This window comes from Nonomuraea sp. NPDC003214, from assembly GCF_053590035.1.
In genome coordinates this window covers 136,558-153,779 of record NZ_JBSFSX010000014.1, presented here as the reverse complement: position 1 = coordinate 153,779, position 17,222 = coordinate 136,558, and the positions used below count along the sequence as shown (strand labels likewise).

The following is a 17,222-nucleotide window of genomic DNA, read 5'->3' as shown; positions in this document are numbered from 1 at the left end:
AGCGACCGAGGGAGCCAGGATGACCAGCCCGCCCGACCCGGGCCTCAGCGCGATCATGAGCGAGCGGCGTCAGCTGATCAACCTCGCCTACCGGCTCCTGGGCTCGCTGGCCGACGCCGAGGACGTCGTGCAGGAGACGTACGCCCGCTGGTACGCCATGTCGCGCGAGCAGCAGGAGGAGGTCGGCAACCCCGGCGGGTGGCTGACGAAGGTGGCCAGCCGCATCTGCCTCGACCTGCTCAGGTCGGCGCGGGCCAGGCGGGAGCGGTACGTGGGCGAGTGGATTCCCGAGCCGCTGCCCGACAGCAGCGAGTGGACCAGCACGCCCGCCGGAGGCGACCCGGCCGACCGGGTGACGCTGGACGAGTCGGTCAACATGGCCTTCCTCGTCGTGCTCGACTCGATGACGCCGGCCGAACGGGTGGCGTTCATCCTGCACGACGTGTTCCGCTACCCGTTCGCGGAGGTGGCCGAGATCGTCGGCCGCACGCCCGCGGCCTGCCGCCAGCTCGCCTCGTCGGCGCGGCGGCGCGTCCGCGCGGCCCGCTCCCCCGCCGACCCGCCGACCCCGCCCGCCCGGCAGGCCGACGTGGTCAGAAAGTTCAAGGAGGCGTGGGAGCGCCAGGACATCGACGCGCTCATCGGGCTCCTCGACCCGGACGCCACGGGCATCGCCGACGGTGGCGGCCTCGCCAGCGCCATCCTCCGGCCGATCCACGGCAACGAGCAGATCGCGCACACGTTCGCCAGGCTCGCCAACCGCGGCCTGTCGGTCCTGGAGCGCACGGTCAACGGGCAGCCGGGGCTGGTGGCGGAGCTGGACGGCGTCATCGTGGTGGTCGTGGCGTTCGAGGTCGTCGGCGACCGGATCAAGCACATCTGGGCGGTCCGGAACCCGGAGAAGCTGCGCCCCTGGACCACCGGCTAGCGGCCCGGCCCTGACCGGCGCCCGCCTAGCGCCTTCCGCCGAACTCCCAGCTGTGCACCTCGACGCTCTCGTACAGCCCGGCCCGCCCGCCGGGGCTCTGCGGCAGCACGGCCTCGGCGGCCTCGCGGTCCGGCAGCTCGGCCATGAGGGCGGTGCCCATCCATTCGGCGCCGTCCTCCGACAGCAGCGTGCCCGCGACGATCACCCGATCTCCCAGGCCGGGGCCGGTCAGGTAGCGGCGGTAGTCGTCGTCCAGGCTCTCGCGGGCGGCGCCCTGGCCCAGCCTGGCGTGACCGATGACGAGGAAGCGCTCGTAGCCGTCGACGCCGCCGGTGTAGTCCCACATCCGGCCGCCGGCGATCGTCCGCCAGCGGCGCATCAGCACGTCGCCGTACACGCCCGCCCGGTAGTTCGGCTCGTCGAACGCGAACGCCCGCGCGGCAGCGGCGTCCGGCAGGTCGACGACGTGCACGCTGCCGGTCGCCGTCTCCTCGTCCAACAGCGTCGGCCCGCGCGCGATCATCACGTCGCCGTACGGGTCCATGAACGACCAGTGCGCCTCGACCAGTTCCATCCGCCGAGGCATCGAACCGGTCCGGTCCCGGCAATATATGAAATATTCCACTAACGGATCATATGACCTGGTCAGCGGATGCCGCAGAATCGACAGCATGGACCGGCAGAAGATCGCGAGGCTTCGGGGACAGCGCGCCGTGCGGCGGGCGACGCGGCACAAGCGCGCGGTGCGACGGGCGCTGAGGAAGGCCGAGGTGGTCATGGGCGCCGTCGCCCTGGCGATCGTGGTGCTGGTGGCGCTCGTGCTGGAGCTGTCGTAGGGCGGGCTCTGGACAAGGGGGGCGTTACGTGATCTGACGGAGGGAGAGGCCGACGATCACGAACAGGAGCACCTGGACATGAGCGACACGCCGCGACTGCACACCGCCGGAACCGACGTACTGGACCGGGCGCGCGCGTTGCGCCCGCTGATCGAGCGTGACGCCGCTGCGGCCGAGGCGCAGGGGAAGCTCACGGAGCCGGTCGTGGACGCCCTCCACGAAGCAGGACTTTTCGGGATCTGGGTGCCCGTGCCGCTCGGCGGCGCGGAACTGTCCCCCCGCGAGCTGCTCGACGTGTTCGCCGAGCTCTCCTACGCCGACCCGTCGACGGGCTGGGTCGTCATGGCCACCACGCTGGAGAACGGCACGGCGGGCGCCTACCTGGGCGACGAGGCCGTGGAGCGGATCTTCAAGGGCCCCCGGATGCCGCTCTTCGCGGGCCAGGGCACCCGGCCGGGCGCGGCCGTGCGCGAGGACGGCGGGTTCCGGCTGAGCGGCCGGTGGAGCTTCGCCTCGGGCATGCGGCACGCCCAGTACGTGCACAGCCTGGGCGCCGTCGAGGGCACCGACGAGGTGCGCATCTTCATCACGCCGATCGAGGACGCCGAGCAGCTCGGCAACTGGGACGTGCTGGGACTGCGCGCGACGGGCAGCATCGACTACGCCATCGACGGCGCCTTCGTGCCGGAGTCGCAGACGCACCTCTTCACGCAGAGCGAGCCGCTGCGCGGCGGCGCCCTCTACCGGCTGGGCCTGCTCGACCAGGCGCTGATCTGCCATTCGGGCTGGGCGCTCGGCGTGGGCCGCCGCCTGCTGGACGAGCTGATCGGCTACGCCGGGGCGCGGGCCGGGCGGCCTGGCCAGATCGCGGGCAGCGACGCCTTCCACGCCGACTTCGCCAGGACCGAGGCCGCGTACCGGGCCGCGAAGGCGCTGGTGCACGAGACGTGGGCCGACGCCGAACGCACGCTGGACTCGGGCGGGACGCTCGACGTGCGCCAGGAGACGATGGTGCGGCTCGCGCTCAACCACGTCACCTCGACGGTCGCCGAGGTGGCCCGGTTCGTCTACGCGTCGGGCGGCACCTCGGCCCTGCGCGACGGGCTGGTCCAGCGGCTGTTCAGGGACGTGCACGCCGGCACGGCGCACATCACCTCGGGCCCCCAGGTGCTGCGCGAGTGCGGGCGCGAGCTGGCCGGCCTGGCCCCGGGCGAGTCGTGGGTGATCTTCGCACTGGAGCCGTGAGACCGGTCCGGAGGTCAGCGGAGGGTGGCGGTGAACGTGCGACCGTAGGCGTGGCGGGTGGCCGCCCGCACGAGCGTGCCGCCGGGCACGCGCCGCACCGTGACGCCCTCGTCGGCGGTGACCAGCCGCAGCGGCCGGCCGTGGATGACGACGGAGACGCTGTCGCGCTTCATCGTCGGGTCCGACAGGGCGACCGTCGTACGCCTGCCACGCCGGACGATCACGGACGCGGGGCCGTCCACGACCAGGCGCTCGGCGTGGCGAGGACCGTCGGCGAACACGTTGACCGCGACGAGGCCGAGCCCCTCGTGCTTGACCGCCTGCACGTGCCGGTCGTTGGCCAGCACCTCCGGAGGCGCGTAACCGCGCATGCGGGCCTCGGTCGCGTTCGGGACCAGCGCGTACGCGACGGCCGGGACGCCGCCGTCGGCGGGATGGGTGATCGAGGCGGTGAACACGTTCTTGGTCACCGCCGTGTCCGGGTTGGACGCGCGGACGACCCGGCGGCTGCGCGTCACCGTCTCCAGCCCGGCGGCGACCGGCTGCCTGGTGAGGAACGCGTAGCCGATCGCGGTGCCCCGGGCGGCGTTGGCGTAACGCAGCCAGCGCGGCGGCGTCGCGGCGCCCGGCTGCCAGGCGCCGCCGTCCCAGCCCTCGCCGGTGAGCGCGACGGCGTCGCCCGGGGCGGCGATGCGGCTGTCGACCGTGGTCACCGCGTCGCGCCCGCCCTGGCCCGAGACGCCCGCCACCAGCACCACGACCTCGTCGTCCAGCATGAACCACGACTTGGTCGCCCGCGCGTTGCGGTAGGCGACGAAGTCGCCGGGCAGCATGCCCCCCTGCTTGGCGGTGTAGGCCACGTCGTCCGACTGCACCATGCCCGCCACGCCGTACGCCCCCAGCGTGGCCCCGCCCGAGAACGCGTTGCCGCCGCGCGGGAAGTACACGTAGGTGTTCTGCGACTCCGACGACGAGGTGAAGCCGAGCGGGTGCCCCGGGTTCTCGTACCAGAACCGCCCGTACAGGTCGGGCACCGTCCGCCGCTCCTCCACCGGCGCGGTTACCCCGGCCAGCCGGTACGGGGAGACGGTCGTGTAGTAGTCGACGCCGAACACCTCGCGCTGGTCCTCGCCCGCGAGGTAGAGGTAGTAGGCGCCGTCGCCCTGGAACCAGGGCATCAGGTTCTCGCCGTTCATGTACTCGTACTTGCTGATCCGCTCCGAGCTGCGCGCCAGCGCGAACGCGTAGCCGGGGCGGCGGTGGACGGCGCGGTCCATGGCGTTGAACGCCACCGAGCGCTCGGGCGCGTTCAGGTCGGCGGCCGGAACGGCGGTGTCGGCGCGGATGTCGGCGTAACGGGCCAGGCTGACCGGCGAGACGAACGCGGCGGTGTCGGCGGCCGGGAGATGGCGGACGTACTTCTTCAGCGCGAGCGCCTCGGCGGCCCCGACGTGGCCGGTCAGGTCGGCGATGGCCTCCACGATCACGCCGACGTCGGTGTAGCCGGTGGTGGTGCGCGACACCGCCCGCCCCTTGACGATCTCCATCATCCAGCCCTCGAAGATCAGCGGGGCGAACCCGTCGGCCACCCACCGGTACACCACCTGGGCCAGCCCGGCCCCGCCGTCGCCGGTCGCGCCCTCCAGCATCTTGAGCGTCTGCACCACGCGGGTGAGCAGGATGCGGCCGTAGGAGCCGGTGTACGCGACCGAATGGTGCTGGATGAACGAGCCGTCACGGTAGTAGCCGTCGGTGACGCCGTGCTTGAGGTCGTACGGGTCGATCGTGGCGAAGACCGTGGCCTGGTCGGCGACGGCCTTGCCGATGCGGGCGTCGTCGCCGGTGAGCGCGCCCTGGAGGATGCGGTTGGCGGTGATGTCGGCCAGGTTCGCGCCGGTGTGGAAGCGCGAGTCGAGGTCGACGTCGCCGTTCTTGCCGTTGCGCAGGTAGGCGTCCATCGTCGGGAGGTACGTGGCGGTCAGGTCGCCGCGCACGGCTTCGGGCAGCAGCACCAGCGTCCGGGTGACGTGGGTGGGGATGCCGATCTCCCAGTTGTGCCAGTTGCCGTAGTAGCCGGCCGCCTGGTCGCCGAAGTGGCGCTCGTGCAGCCAGCGCAGGCCGTCGGCGACGCGGCGCTGCGCCGTGGCGTCCCCGTCGAGCTCGCCGCCCGGCGTGCGGGTGGCGAGCGCGATCTCGTACAGATACTGGTACGCCTGCCGCAGGTTGACGTCGTTCGAGCCGAGCGCGAGACCGGCGAACAGCTCGCCGTCGCCCGCCTGGTCCATCGCGGTCAGCCGCTGCGCGGCGGTCCTGACGATCGCGGCGACCTTGCCCGCGACCTCGGGCCGGGCGTTGACGTCCGGGGTGCCGGCGAAGATCGACACGGTGTTGGCCAGCAGCCGTGCGTGATCCGTCCCGGCGAGGGCGGACACGGCGGAGGCACGCGCGGGAGAGGTCAGGGAGAGGAGGCCGGCGGCGGGGAGCAGGGAGAGAACCTGGCGGCGGGACATGTGCGGCACGGCGGGCTCCAGGCCGTTGGTGGATATGCCGCGCTCACCATACATGATCTACATTTGCCCGCCCAGGAACGGCAGGCATGGAGCCATCATGCGCCCAGTGCCGAGAAGAGGCCGTTGATCCAACCGGCGACCATCGCCGGCTCGGTGATCAAGGCGTACACCATGGTCCCGGACACCACGATCGCCGGCACGAGCATCACGTAGCCGAGGATCAGCCCGGCCACCGCCAGGCCGTGTCCGCCCCTGAGCCCCGGCCGCGTCTTGCCGGTGGCCGCGTGCCCCAGGACGATGGCCACGATCGACGGGATGCCGAACAGGCACCCGCAGCCGATCAGCCCGAGGATCCCGAACACGAGGCTGGCGGTGGCGAGCCCCGACGTCGGCGTCTGCCGGCCGTGCGGATCGCCCTCGTATACGGAACTCATGCGGCCTCCGATCAGGAATGACCATCAGGCCGCCAGAGTCCACCACTTCGGGCACCCGTTCAAGAGCCCGCCGCGAGCGCGGCACCGGCTCCGTCAGCCCTGCTCGGCCTGCTCGGCCCGCTGCGCGTCCTTGGCCCCGAAGGCGTACGAGAGCGCGACGCCGAAGCAGAGGGCCAGCGACACGCCGAGCAGGAGGTCACCGATGGTGGTGCCGAAGCCGAGGCCGATCGCCGTGCCGGCCGCCATGCCGAGCTTCCAGTTGGGGGAGGTGGTCTGCTTGTTCGTCATGCCCATATCCTCGCCCGGCGCGCAGTCCCCGAAATAGATCATGCTGTCACCGGCTGCGCATGACAACTGTCATCCCGTGGACTCTCGCGTATGGGATTGAGCGGGGTGTGCATGGACCGTCTCATCCCGGGTGCGTCATGATTCCAGCATGCTCGTTCTGCCTCTCCTCGCTCTCGTGCTGCACGGCGCCCTCGCGGGCCTCTTCTACGCCTTCTCCATGTCCGTCATGCCGGCGCTCAATGCCGTCGAGCCCGCGCAGGCCGAAACGGTGATGCGCAGCATCAACCGCAAGATCCTCAACCCCTGGCTCTACGTCGCGTTCATCGGGGCGCCGCTGGTGACGCTGGTGGCGGGGCTGCTGGCGGACGGCCCGGCGGCGACGTGGTTCTTCGTCGCCGCCGGGGTGAACTTCGTCGGCTCGTTCCTGGTCACGGCGGGCATCAACGTGCCGATGAACAACGCCGTCGACGCGGGCACGCTGCCGTGGAAGGACTACTCGCCGCGCTGGGTGCTCTGGAACACCGTGCGCGCCGTGGCCTGTTTCGCGAGCCTCGTCCTGGTCGGCGTCGGCCTGGTCAACCTGTGATCAGCGGGCGGCCCACAGCATGCCGCGTTCGATGACGGTGCGGACGCTGTCGTGCCGCAGCACGTCGAGGCTGTGCCCGGGGGTCGCCACGAAGATGCGGCCGTCGCCCCACCGCCGCGTCCAGATCGCCGGCGAGGTGACCTCCCGGTGCCACGGGTCCCACGGCCGGACCCGCTGCGTGGTGGTGGCGAGCACGTCGACGTAGTCGTCCGTCAGCACCCAGTACTGCTCGGTGACCAGGTCGAAGTCCGCGATCCCGGCCGTGATGGGGTGGTCGGCGGCCTCGGGGAGCATGTTCACGGTGTACGGGACGAAGTTGTGCTCCTCGGTGCCCGCGCCTTCCTCGTCCGGGTGCCTGCCGGGGTGGCAGGCGAACTGGCCGCCGATCAGGTGCAGGTAGTCGGCGGAGGCGCGGAAGGAGTCGGCGATGCCGCCGTGCCAGCCCGCCAGCCCGGTCCCGGCGCGGACGGCGGTTTCCAGCCCGCGCAGTTCGGCCGGCTCGATCGTGCCCATCGTGTAGCACTGCACGACGAGATTCACGCCGGACATGAACGACGAATCCGCATAAACGGCCGGCGACTCGGCCCGGTGCACCTCGTACCCGTTCTTCTCCAGGAAGGGGATGAACAGCTCCGTCGCCTCGACCGGCACGTGCCCTGCCCAGCCGCCCCTGACCACCAGTGCTCTCATGCGCCGATCGTCGCACCACCGGGCGCGCCCGGGCGAGAGCAGGAGTGCACCTAGCTGCACCCCCATTCTGCGCCCAGCAGCATTCCGGCCTCCTGACCTGGCCCGTTACCGTCCAGGGGTATCCGGCTGAGGAGGACGAAGGCATGCAGGGCATTCCCACATCATCGGCGGAACGGGCGCCCGCGCCCGACCTGGCTCGCGGGATCATGCTGCTGGCCATCGCGCTCGCGCACGCACCGCTCTACGTCGAGACGGTCGGCCGGGGGCCCGGCCTGCTCAACGACGTCGTCGGCGTCTTCCACCAGTTCTTCGTCAACAACCACGCCCGGCCCCTGTTCGCGTTCCTGTTCGGCTACGCGCTGGTGCAGCTGTCGCAGCGGCAGGCGGCGCGGGGCGGCGAGCCGGCGGCCGTGCGCAGGCTGCTGCGCCGGCGCGGGTGGTGGCTGGTCGCCATCGGGTTCGCGCACGTGGCGGTGCTCGTGCCGCTCGACATCCTGGCCGCGTACGGGATCGCGTCCGTGCTCCTCGCCGGCCTGGTGCGGGCCAAGGACTCGACGCTCCTGGTGACCGCCGGGATCGTCCTGGTGCCCAGCACCGCCTTGGTGGCGCTCGCCATGTGGTTCCCCATGTCGCAGGGCCGGTCCACCTACGAGGCCGGAAGCATCGCCGCCGGCACCAAGGGGTTCGCCGAGCTGTTCGCGGAACGGCTGACGGCCTGGCCGTTCGCGCTGGTCGCGGGCGTCTTCATGGTGGTGCCCGGGGTGCTCGCCGGCGTCTGGGCCGCCCGGCGGCGGCTGCTGGAGGAGCCCGACCGGCCGTTCCTCGTCCGCGCCGCCTGGGTGACGACGGTCGTGTCCGTCGCCGGCGCCCTCCCGGCCGCGCTCATGCAGACCGGGCTCTGGACCGACCCCTCGGCCGCCGCCCTGTGGGCCGCCGCGATCGCCCAGCCGCTCACCGGCTACGCGGGCGGCATCGGCATGGCCGCGATCATCGCCCTCGTCGCCCTGCGGCCCGGCAACGCCGTGTCCACCGCCGTCCAGGCGCTCGGCCAGCGGTCGATGAGCTTCTACCTCTTCCAGTCGATCGTGTTCGTCGCCGTCTTCTTCCCGTACGGGCTCGGCCTCCAGGACGACCTCGGCCTCGCGGGCGCCTCGGGCGTGGCGGTCGCCACCTGGGTGGCGTCGATCGCCGCCGCCGAGCTCATGCGCCGGGCCGGGCACCGCGGCCCCGCCGAGATCCTGCTGCGCCGCCTGGCCTACCGGGCTCCGGCGGCGGCTGCCCGCCCTGATCGAGCAGCCGATCGCGTCTGAGCCGCGAACTCCTGGCCCAGCCATGCGATCTCCGCCACCGAATGCCGGCCTGTCAGGGGGTGGTCTGGGGGACGACGCAGTTGTTCTCGGGGGGTGTGCCCAGGGGCCAGGCCACGGTCTTGAGGTGGGGGCGGCCGGTGGCGGCGTCGAGGCGGACGACCGGGAGCGCCTTGTTGTACGGGTTGCCGGCGTTGGTGAGGCAGATCCAGCCGCTGGCTCCCTGGATGCGGTAGGCGGCGTGCAGGCTGGGGAGGCCGTCCTTGATCTGGTCGGTGGTGGGAAGCTCGGTGCCGTAGAGGGCGACGGCCTTGGCCAGTTCGCGGGCGGCGGTGAGGATGACGTCGTGGGTGACGATGGCGCGGCCGTCGGTCAGGTCCACGTTGCCGAGCGCGGCGGCGGACTCGCGGAGCTCCAGCATGGCCTGGCGGGGTTCGGCGAGGTAGCGGGGCAGGCCGGGGCCCTCGGCGGTCCAGGCGTCGGGGTGGGCGGGGGCGGCGTACTCGACGGAGACGGCGGGCCTGCCGACGCCGGGGTCGCCGCGGAGCAGGGCGCGTTCGGCGTCGCTGAGGCGGCTGGCGAGCGTGGTCGCGTCGGAGCCGGTGATCACGGTGTAGGACTTCTTGCCGGCGCAGTACGTGCCGGCGAGGGTCTTGATGAAGAGCTTCAGGTGGAAGGCCCGGCCGGCGAAGTAGACGAATCGGGCGTTGGACTGGCAGAGGTTGAGCGCGAAGTCGGCGAACTTGTTCGGTGTGATGCCGGCTGCCTCCAGCCCCGGTGAGGCGAAGGTCATGTCCTGCACCCCGGAGCCGGTCCTGCCCTTTCTGGCTTCGGTGAACGCCTGGCGCAGGGAGGCGTTGTAGTTGTCGCCGGGCCGGGTGTCGGCGACGAGCGCGGTCCCGGCGCCGGCGAGGGCGGGGTCGGCGCGGAGCAGGGCGTCGGCCTGCTGCCGGGCGGTCGAGACGACGCGGGTCAAGCCGGGGAACGGGTCCGCCGCCCGGTTCTGGGATTCGGGGTTGGCGAAGTCGCCGGAGGTGACGAGGCCGGCGACGACGGGGATGCCCTGCTGCGCCAGGTGGGCCATCGCGGCACGGGTGTCGCCGAGGCTCAGGTTGAACCCGGCGACGACGCGCAGCCGGGGTTCGCGGGTGACGAGCTTGTCCACGGCGGCGCGCCAGTGGGCGTAGCCGTTCCCGGGGTTGGCCAGGACGAGGCGGATGGGCGGCTTGGCGGATTCGGGGCCGTTGACGCGGAGCTGGGCCAGGTAGGCGCCTTGCACCTCGCTGAGGATCTGCTCGCGTACGGCCGGGATGCCGGACTCCATCGGGATCATCAGCGCGACGGTCGCGTGCTCGGCGGTCGCGATCCGCTCGTTCTCCGCCTCGATCCTGCCGAACACCTCGCGCATGCCCTTGACGGCGGGCATGAACACGTCGGTGCCGTCGGAGACGCCCACGCACTCGGCGCCGATCAGCTCCAGCCCTTCGCCGCAGCTCTCGGGCCCGGACACGACGAACGCGCCGTAGCCGAGCAGGGCCGCCCCGGCCAGCGCGACGGTCGCGGCGGTGACCGGGCCTGTGCGGCCGACGCGCTGCTTCCTGGCGGGGGCGCCGGCGCCGAGCGTCACCCGCAGCAGCCTGCTGGGCAGCGGCACGTCGCGGTCGCGGCTGCGTTCCTCGGCGACCTCGCGCCGCCGCGCGAACAGCGCGGGAACAGCCTCGGCCAGCGCGTCGGCCGCGACCGGCTCGTTGTCGCCGCGCGGCGGCGGCGCCCCGCCGGGCGCGGAGGTGGCGATGACGACGGGATGCACGCGCAGGCCGCGTGACTTGCCGTCGTAGGCGGCGAGCAGCGTGTCCCTGATCACGCGCCGGGCGGGCACCCGGTCCACGGCCGGCAGCAGCACGACGGGCCGGCGCGCGCGGTTGAGGCGGCGGAAGAGCCCGTAGTGGGCGTCGATGTCGGCCAGCATCGCGTCGACCAGCAGGAGCTCCTGCTCGTGCGCCTCCTTCTTCCGCCAGGTGGCCAGCTCGCGGATGAGCACCCGGGTGGTGCGCAGCGGCCGGGTGCCGAACCCCTTCGTGCGGTACCAGCGCACGGTGCGGAAGTGCGGGAACCGGAACGCCCCCGCCACCCGCAGCACGAACCCCACCAGCCCGCCGAGCTGCTGTTCCACGTACGGGTCGCGGGTCAGCCCGCCGAAGCGCTGGCGCACCCGGCGCAGCACGTCACGCCGGGCCTCGCCGATCGCCTGCTTGACCCGTTCCTCCAGCTCGGCGTTGAGGTCGGCCCTGGTGCGCCGCGACTCGTCCGGCTCCCAGGCGACGAGCACCGTGTAGGCGACCGCGAACCGGGGGAACACGATCGGCAGGTGGTAGGCGGGCCGCCCGTCGTAGCCGCAGCCCTGGGCGATGTCGAGCAGCTCGTCGGCGACCTGTTTGGGCGCGGCGGGCACGTCGGCCGGCTCGTTGACGGGCGCGACGCCCGAGTAGGACCGGTGGAACTCCTCCAGCCACGCCCGGGTCTCGGCCTCGCCGCCCTCGATCTGGAGCACCAGGGGGCCGGTACGCCTGCCGTACCGGATCCTGCCGCGCCGGAGGCGGTCCCTGATCGCGAGCTCCGCCAGCACCTCTTGCAGTTCCACCGCCGCCCCCGTGGAGCCCTCGACATGTGCAGGTGGTGAGGACTGTAAAGGCTTAGAAGGTCACCCGCCGGAAATCGGGAAAACAGCCGTCGGCGAACCGGGGCGTGCGTGTGCTCGTTTGGGATTAGGCTCGGCTGTATCCCGGATCACATGAAGGCATCCCCTCATATGGCACCTATTGGCGATAATCAGCCAGGTAACCGAAGACGGTGGGAGCGCATCGGAGAGCCGATGATCGCGGCCGTCGTGGGCACCGTCCTGGGCTTCCTTCTCCAGCCGCTCATCAATTTCTACGACACGCTGCCGCCCTATGTGTCCCTGTTGACGATCGGCGGCATCGCGCTCTTTTTTCTTGCCATATCTCTCATTAGAGTCATTCCGATATTCGTCAGGCGGCATTCACGCATCGCGTCGGGCGTGCTGGTGGCGCTCACCGGCCTGTGGGCGGGCTTCCTGATCAGCCCGGAGCCCGAGCGCGCCTGCCCCGCCCCGACCGAGCTGCGGCTGATCACCGCCCCCGAGAACCTGGCCGGGCTCGACCGGCTCACCAGGCAGTACGTGCACGACAACCGCGACGCCGAGGGATGCCCGGCTGTCCACATGACGGTGGCCGCCGTGCCTCCCCCGATCCACCTGCGTGACGCGTTCGCCAACAACTGGGAGCGCGTCGAGGACCGGCGCGGCCGCCCGTACGCCCGCCTGTACGACCTCCAGCCGGACGCCTGGGTGGCCACCTCCTCGACCGGGCCCGACGAGCTGCGCGGCGACGGCGTCCCCTGGCTCGGCGACGGCGGCTCCGACCTCGTCGTCGGCCAGGACGAGCTGGTCCTGGCGATGACCGAGAGCCGCCGCGAGGAGCTGCTCGACCACCAGAAGTACCCCGACCGCTATCCCCTGTCCGAGGTGTGGGCGACGCTGCGCGACAAGATGGGCATGACGATCGCCCGGCCGTTCCCCGAGACCTCGATGAGCGCGCTGATCGGCACCGACGACCTGGTCCGCGGGCTGCAGCTCTCGCCCGGCGCGTACGAGAAGCTGGAGAACGAGCTCGTCGCCGAAGGGCTCGGCGCCGACACCGTCACCGCGCTGCTGTGCGAGTTCAGCCGGCTGTCGGCGCCCAACGCCGCCGCGCGGGAGCTGCCCGGCGGGCCGAAGATCGCCCTGCTCGTCCCCAGCCACACCGTCGACGACTACAACGCGGGCCGGGTGCCCGGCTGCGCGGGCACCGGCGGCGGCGAACGGCTCATCGCGGTCCACCATCCGGCGTTCAGCAAGCTCGAATACCACTACGTCGGCGTGAGCCTGCGCGGCCAGGCGTCCAAGGGGCGGCAGGAGCTCGTCAGGAAGTTCGGCGAATGGCTCAAGGCGCGGCAGCTCTTCCCCGGCACCCAGGTGGCGGGCACGGTCAAGGCCGACAAGGGCAGGCTCGCCCAGCTGGAGACCCGGCTGCTCGACCACCTGCGGCCCGAGCTCGACCTGCGGCTGCTCGTCGACACCTCCGGCTCGGCGGACCGGCCCGTACGGGTCCAGGCCGCCGAGGCGCTGCGCGGTCAGAGCCGCATCCTCGGCCCGCGCGACCACGTCGAGGTGCTCGCGCTGGGCAGCCCGGAGGCCGGCGGCCGGGCGGACGTGACCGCGATCGCCGCCCAGAGCACGCGCAAACAGCTCGGCGCCGTCTCCGCCATGATCGAGGACACCCCGTTCGACCGGTGGGACGCGCCCGTCTCCGCCGCGCTCCGCAGGCTCGGTGACCGGGGCACGTCGGCGGCCTCGCCCGTCGTGCTGCTCACCGACGGCCGCCTGTTCGACAACGAGAACGGCGACGGCGCGGCCCTGGCCATCGGCAGGGCGCTCCAGGACGCCTCCTCGGTCGCCGGCCTGTACGTGGTCGTCTTCGGACAGAACCGGTGCGCGGTGCCGGAGCTGATCGGCACCCGCAAGCCGTACCGCTGCGTGCTGGCGGGTGACCGGGTGACGGAGACGATCACCCGGGCGATCATCACGGTTCGGAGCTGGCGATGAGAAGCGAGGACCTGCGCCCCTTCGCGGTGCTGTTCGCGTGCGCGCTCGTGGTGGCGTTCACGATGCGGGTGTTCTGGCCCTCGGGCGCCGCGCCGCCCGCCGCCAAGCCGACGCCGCCCGTCACGCCGGTCCCGGTGCCGACGACGGCCCCCGCCGACTGCGGCGACGAGGGCGTCCTGCTCGTGGCCACCGGCGACGACATCAGCACCGGCAGCGTCCGGCGCGAGAAGTTCGACGAGTGGAACCGCGTCAAGAAGCCGCCCGGCCATCCGCCCGCCAAGCTCCTGGAGCTGTCCGGCAGCACCGACGTGCGGCGCGCCCAGATGGCCGCGCTGGCCCAGGCCGGCAGCTGCCAGTATCACGTGCTCGTGCTCGACCTGGCGTGGGTGGCCGAGTTCGCCAGGCACGGCTACATCCGGCCGATCGACCTGGAACACCCCGAGAAGTTCCTGCCCGGCCCGCTGCGGGCGGCCCAGATCGACGGAAAGCAGTACGGCGTCCCGTTCGCCGCCGACGCGCCGCTGGAGTACCGCCGGACCGACGTGACCTCCGGCGGCTACCTGCTGCAGCTCGGCGACAAGGAGGCCGGCACGATCAACTTCCTGGAGACGATCGAGTTCGGCGGCGGGCGGGTGCTCGACGGCTCCGAGCGCACCGGCGTCGTCCTCGACGAGGCGAGCTGGGGAGCGCTGAAGTCGCCCACCCGCAAGGCGTTCGGCACCGGCGCCGACGTGCCCGTGCTGCGCGAGTCCCTCCACCTGGACGAGGACGCGAGCACCACCGCGTTCAAGGACGGCTGGGTCGGCGTCCGGCCCGTCTCCTACATGCGCAACTGGCCGATCGCCTACCACCAGCTCGCGGCCGACCCGCGCATGCGCGACGAGCACGGCAAGCTGCGCTTCCGGGTGCACCCCCCGCCGGGGCGCGGCGGCGTCCTCGGCGGCTCGGTGCTGGCCATCTCCGCGCACATCCCCCCGGACAAGCTGCAACCGGCCAAACACCTCATCGAGCACCTCACCGGTGACGAGGTGCAGTCCCACCTGTTCGCCTGCGGCGGCTACGGGCCGGTGCTGGCCTCGGTCTACGACGGCTTCCAGGCGGGCCGCGGCGCGCCGTGCCGGTACGAGGGCGGCGCGGAGATCATCGCACCGACCGCGCAGGAGCTCGCCGCGCTCGCCGCCGCGACCAGGCAGTCGGTCGAGCGAGCCGAGCCGAGACCCAAATCGCCCTACTACGCCCAGTTCAGCGAGTCGTTCCGGCGGTGCGCGCGCGGCGTGTGGGAGCAGCAGGTGGTACGCGACACGTTCCTGGCGTCGGCTGACATGCTGCGGGAGGCCCTGGACGGCAGGGTCACCGGCGACAGCCCGGCCTGCTGACCGGGCCGCCTTCGTCAGCGCCGGACCCGGGGATCGCGGAACTTGGCCATCGCCCGGTGCAGCCGATCCAGCCGATCGGACCCGCCGATGCGGCCGGTGCGGAGTTTCGGCTCCGGCGGCTGGGTGAATGCGACGCGCTCCCGTTTCGCGGTGTGCGCGGTGGCGGCGGGCGAGGGAAGGAATACCGGCCCCGCGGCAAACGCATGCCCCGGGTAAAAGAGGGCGCCCGGCGATTATATCGGGGGAATTTATTCCGATTTATAGGCGTTGCGCGACTTTATAGGTGTTGCGGCGACCCCCGAAGAGGCCGCCGCAACACCCTTCCACCCCCCAGCCACCGAGCGTCCAGCAGAACGCCACAGGAAATTCCGCGAACGCTGCGAATGGCGGCTGACAAACGCTCGATCAGCGCCGTCTTCATGAAGCTTCGGCCCCAACAAAGCGCCTGTCAAGCCTGAAATTCCCCGTAATCATCCCACTACAGAATGTTTCGGAAATTCCGCTGACCGGGGGAAAACACCGGAACGGAAACATGAATCATTCAATCGGCTGGGCCGCCCACGGGGACGAAGCCGGTGCCCGCCCGATAGTTGGGCGACTGGTGACGGAAGTACGTGTTGTACACCTGGCAGTAGCGGCCACCCCGCGCCAGCAGCGTCGCGTGGTCGCCCTCCTCGACGATCCGGCCGTGGTCGAGCACGATGATGCGGTCGACGTGCTCGATCGTCGACAGCCGATGCGCGATCACGATCGACGTACGGCCCGCCAGCACCAGATCGAGACCCTCCTGGATCTGGGCCTCCGTCAACGGGTCGACGCTGGCCGTGGCCTCGTCGAGCACCACGATCGCCGGGTCCTGCACGAGCAGCCTGGCCAGGGCGACGAGCTGGCGCTGGCCCATCGACAGGGCGCTGCCGTGCTCGCCCACGTCGGTCCGCAGCCCGTGCGGCAGCGCGTCGACCCAGTCGCCGCCGCCCACCGCCGTCGCCGCGGCCAGCACCTCCTCGTCGGTCGCCGCCGACCTCGGATAGCGGATGTTGTCGGCCACCGTGCCGCTGAACAGGAACGGAGCCTGCGGGACCGCACCGATCTGCCTGCGGTAGGCGGGCAGGTCGAGGCTGCGGATGTCCCGCCCGTCGATCAGCAGCTCACCCGCCTGGAACTCGTAGAACCGGGTGATCAGCTTGCTCAGCGTCGACTTGCCCGCGCCCGTGTGGCCCACCAGCGCCACCGTCTCGCCGGCCTCGATCACCAGGTCGAAGTCACGCAGCACCGGGTGGGCGGCGTCGTAGCCGAACGTCACCTTCCGGAACTCGATCCGGCCCGCCAGCCTGCCCGGGTCGTCCGCCGCCGTCTGCACCACCCGGGGCGGCGCGTCGATCAGCGCGAACACCCGCTCCGACGCCGACAGCCCCTGCTGGAACTGCGACCAGAACGCCGCGATCGACGTCAGCGGGAACCAGAAGAGCGACACCCCCTGCAGGAACAGGTACCAGTCACCGGCCGTCAGCCCGCCGCCGAGCACCGCGTCACCGCCGAACTTCACCAGCGCGACCGACGCCAGCCCCGCCACCAGGAACAGCACCGGGAAGATCGCCGAGAACACGAACCCCTGCCGCAGCGTCACCTGATAGCTCTGCCGGTTGATCGGCCGGAACTCGTCGTAGACCTGCTGCTCCTGGCGGAAGTTCTTGGCCACGGCGATGCCGCCCATGGTCTCCTGGAGATTGGCGTTGACCCGGCTCAGCGACCGCTGCGCCTTACGGGTGCTGGCCCGCGCCAACCGCCTGAACAGCAGCGCCAGCCCCATCACGACCGGCACCACCAGCAGCGTCAGCAGCGCCAGCTCCACACTCCGGACGAACAGCAGCACCGTGACGAACCCCACCATCAGCACCTGGCTGATCAGGTCCATCGTCAACGTCGACACCGTCGCGAAGTCGTCGGTGTCGGACGTCACCCGGCTGACGATCTTGCCGGACGGCGTCTCGTCGTAGAACGACAGGTCACGCTCCAGCACCGCGTCGAACGCGTCCTCACGCAGGCGCAACACCACGTCCCCGGTGACCCTGGAGCTGTTGCGCTGCCGCACGTAGTTGAACGCCCAGCCCAGCGCCCCCGCCAGCAGCAGGGCCAGCGTGAGCTGCCAGCCCACCTCGCCGATCGTCCCGTCGCTGATCGCGTCGACGGCCCAGCTCGCCACCAGCGGCATCGCCGCCTGCGTCATCGACGTCAGCACGATCATCGTCGCGACCACGAACATCGCGCCCAGCTTGGGGCGGAAGTAGGACAGGATGCGGCGAAGCAGATCGCGGTCGTTGTAGGTGCGGTCGTAGTCCTCGGCCTCAAGGCCGTCCAT

At 71.7% G+C, this 17,222-nt stretch carries 14 protein-coding genes; 7 read left to right on the top strand and 7 right to left on the bottom strand.

Features of this window, described 5'->3' with window-relative positions:
* Window positions 1–19: 19 nt before the first annotated feature.
* On the top strand, window positions 20–928 hold the full coding sequence (gene sigJ / locus ACWDXC_RS36365; protein WP_357586021.1) for an RNA polymerase sigma factor SigJ: 909 nt from the start codon (window positions 20–22) through the stop codon (window positions 926–928).
* 25 nt (window positions 929–953) lie between these two features.
* On the opposite strand, the gene ACWDXC_RS36360 is transcribed toward sigJ, so the two are convergent.
* The gene (locus ACWDXC_RS36360) at window positions 954–1,601 is read right to left on the bottom strand and encodes a YciI family protein (protein ID WP_449989920.1); all 648 of its coding nucleotides are present in this window, start codon (window positions 1,599–1,601) and stop codon (window positions 954–956) included.
* Between ACWDXC_RS36360 and ACWDXC_RS36355 the strand changes: the two genes are divergently transcribed.
* Both ACWDXC_RS36355 and ACWDXC_RS36350 read left to right on the top strand, forming a co-directional pair.
* Window positions 1,600–1,764 carry a hypothetical protein gene (locus ACWDXC_RS36355; protein ID WP_449989917.1) on the top strand — a complete coding sequence of 55 codons (165 nt, stop codon included), beginning with the start codon at window positions 1,600–1,602 and terminating at the stop codon, window positions 1,762–1,764. The genes ACWDXC_RS36360 and ACWDXC_RS36355 overlap by 2 nt on opposite strands.
* A gap of 78 nt (window positions 1,765–1,842) precedes the next feature.
* Window positions 1,843–3,009, top strand: coding sequence for an acyl-CoA dehydrogenase family protein (locus ACWDXC_RS36350; RefSeq protein ID WP_219500055.1), 1,167 nt, complete (start codon window positions 1,843–1,845; stop codon window positions 3,007–3,009).
* A gap of 14 nt (window positions 3,010–3,023) precedes the next feature.
* Here the strand turns inward: ACWDXC_RS36350 and ACWDXC_RS36345 are convergent, their stop codons facing one another.
* From ACWDXC_RS36345 to ACWDXC_RS36335, 3 genes are all read right to left on the bottom strand, one after another.
* Window positions 3,024–5,573, bottom strand: a complete 2,550-nt coding sequence (locus ACWDXC_RS36345) for a polysaccharide lyase family 8 super-sandwich domain-containing protein (protein ID WP_449989914.1) — start codon at window positions 5,571–5,573, stop codon at window positions 3,024–3,026.
* Window positions 5,574–5,614: 41 nt separating this feature from the next.
* Window positions 5,615–5,953 carry a DUF4190 domain-containing protein gene (locus ACWDXC_RS36340; protein WP_449989911.1) on the bottom strand — a complete coding sequence of 113 codons (339 nt, stop codon included), beginning with the start codon at window positions 5,951–5,953 and terminating at the stop codon, window positions 5,615–5,617.
* A gap of 93 nt (window positions 5,954–6,046) precedes the next feature.
* Window positions 6,047–6,241 carry a hypothetical protein gene (locus ACWDXC_RS36335; protein ID WP_357586009.1) on the bottom strand — a complete coding sequence of 65 codons (195 nt, stop codon included), beginning with the start codon at window positions 6,239–6,241 and terminating at the stop codon, window positions 6,047–6,049.
* A 148-nt stretch (window positions 6,242–6,389) separates the two neighbouring features.
* Here ACWDXC_RS36335 and ACWDXC_RS36330 point away from each other — a divergent pair, with 148 nt between their 5' ends.
* A complete protein-coding gene (locus ACWDXC_RS36330; protein ID WP_449989908.1) occupies window positions 6,390–6,827 on the top strand; it encodes an anthrone oxygenase family protein in 438 nt (145 codons plus the stop codon).
* Here the strand turns inward: ACWDXC_RS36330 and ACWDXC_RS36325 are convergent, their stop codons facing one another.
* On the bottom strand, window positions 6,828–7,517 hold the full coding sequence (locus ACWDXC_RS36325) for a ThuA domain-containing protein (protein ID WP_449989905.1): 690 nt from the start codon (window positions 7,515–7,517) through the stop codon (window positions 6,828–6,830).
* A gap of 143 nt (window positions 7,518–7,660) precedes the next feature.
* Between ACWDXC_RS36325 and ACWDXC_RS36320 the strand changes: the two genes are divergently transcribed.
* Window positions 7,661–8,827, top strand: a complete 1,167-nt coding sequence (locus ACWDXC_RS36320) for a DUF418 domain-containing protein (protein ID WP_449989902.1) — start codon at window positions 7,661–7,663, stop codon at window positions 8,825–8,827.
* Window positions 8,828–8,879: 52 nt separating this feature from the next.
* Here the strand turns inward: ACWDXC_RS36320 and ACWDXC_RS36315 are convergent, their stop codons facing one another.
* Window positions 8,880–11,465, bottom strand: a complete 2,586-nt coding sequence (locus ACWDXC_RS36315; protein ID WP_449989900.1) for a hypothetical protein — start codon at window positions 11,463–11,465, stop codon at window positions 8,880–8,882.
* Between the two features lie 231 nt (window positions 11,466–11,696).
* On the opposite strand from ACWDXC_RS36315, the gene ACWDXC_RS36310 reads away from it, so the two are divergent.
* Complete coding sequence (locus ACWDXC_RS36310) at window positions 11,697–13,487, top strand: hypothetical protein (RefSeq protein ID WP_449989898.1); 1,791 nt, start codon at window positions 11,697–11,699, stop codon at window positions 13,485–13,487.
* Window positions 13,484–14,863 carry an extracellular solute-binding protein gene (locus ACWDXC_RS36305; RefSeq protein WP_449989895.1) on the top strand — a complete coding sequence of 460 codons (1,380 nt, stop codon included), beginning with the start codon at window positions 13,484–13,486 and terminating at the stop codon, window positions 14,861–14,863. The genes ACWDXC_RS36310 and ACWDXC_RS36305 overlap by 4 nt, the downstream gene beginning before the upstream one ends.
* Before the next feature lie 541 nt (window positions 14,864–15,404).
* Here the strand turns inward: ACWDXC_RS36305 and ACWDXC_RS36300 are convergent.
* Window positions 15,405–17,222 carry an ABC transporter ATP-binding protein gene (locus ACWDXC_RS36300; RefSeq protein WP_449989892.1) on the bottom strand — a complete coding sequence of 606 codons (1,818 nt, stop codon included), beginning with the start codon at window positions 17,220–17,222 and terminating at the stop codon, window positions 15,405–15,407.

Excerpts from the sequence above, each read along its gene's own strand:
- ACWDXC_RS36335 (WP_357586009.1), bottom strand. The coding sequence starts at position 6,241 with ATGACGAACAAGCAGACCACCTCCCCCAACTGGAAGCTCGGCATGGCG.
- ACWDXC_RS36325 (WP_449989905.1), bottom strand. The coding sequence starts at position 7,517 with ATGAGAGCACTGGTGGTCAGGGGCGGCTGGGCAGGGCACGTGCCGGTC.
- ACWDXC_RS36345 (WP_449989914.1), bottom strand. The coding sequence starts at position 5,573 with ATGTATGGTGAGCGCGGCATATCCACCAACGGCCTGGAGCCCGCCGTG.
- ACWDXC_RS36340 (WP_449989911.1), bottom strand. The coding sequence starts at position 5,953 with ATGAGTTCCGTATACGAGGGCGATCCGCACGGCCGGCAGACGCCGACG.
- ACWDXC_RS36360 (WP_449989920.1), bottom strand. The coding sequence starts at position 1,601 with ATGCTGTCGATTCTGCGGCATCCGCTGACCAGGTCATATGATCCGTTA.
- ACWDXC_RS36300 (WP_449989892.1), bottom strand. The coding sequence starts at position 17,222 with ATGGACGGCCTTGAGGCCGAGGACTACGACCGCACCTACAACGACCGC.
- ACWDXC_RS36330 (WP_449989908.1), top strand. The coding sequence starts at position 6,390 with ATGCTCGTTCTGCCTCTCCTCGCTCTCGTGCTGCACGGCGCCCTCGCG.
- ACWDXC_RS36320 (WP_449989902.1), top strand. The coding sequence starts at position 7,661 with ATGCAGGGCATTCCCACATCATCGGCGGAACGGGCGCCCGCGCCCGAC.
- ACWDXC_RS36310 (WP_449989898.1), top strand. The coding sequence starts at position 11,697 with ATGATCGCGGCCGTCGTGGGCACCGTCCTGGGCTTCCTTCTCCAGCCG.
- ACWDXC_RS36355 (WP_449989917.1), top strand. The coding sequence starts at position 1,600 with ATGGACCGGCAGAAGATCGCGAGGCTTCGGGGACAGCGCGCCGTGCGG.
- ACWDXC_RS36305 (WP_449989895.1), top strand. The coding sequence starts at position 13,484 with ATGAGAAGCGAGGACCTGCGCCCCTTCGCGGTGCTGTTCGCGTGCGCG.
- sigJ (WP_357586021.1), top strand. The coding sequence starts at position 20 with ATGACCAGCCCGCCCGACCCGGGCCTCAGCGCGATCATGAGCGAGCGG.
- ACWDXC_RS36350 (WP_219500055.1), top strand. The coding sequence starts at position 1,843 with ATGAGCGACACGCCGCGACTGCACACCGCCGGAACCGACGTACTGGAC.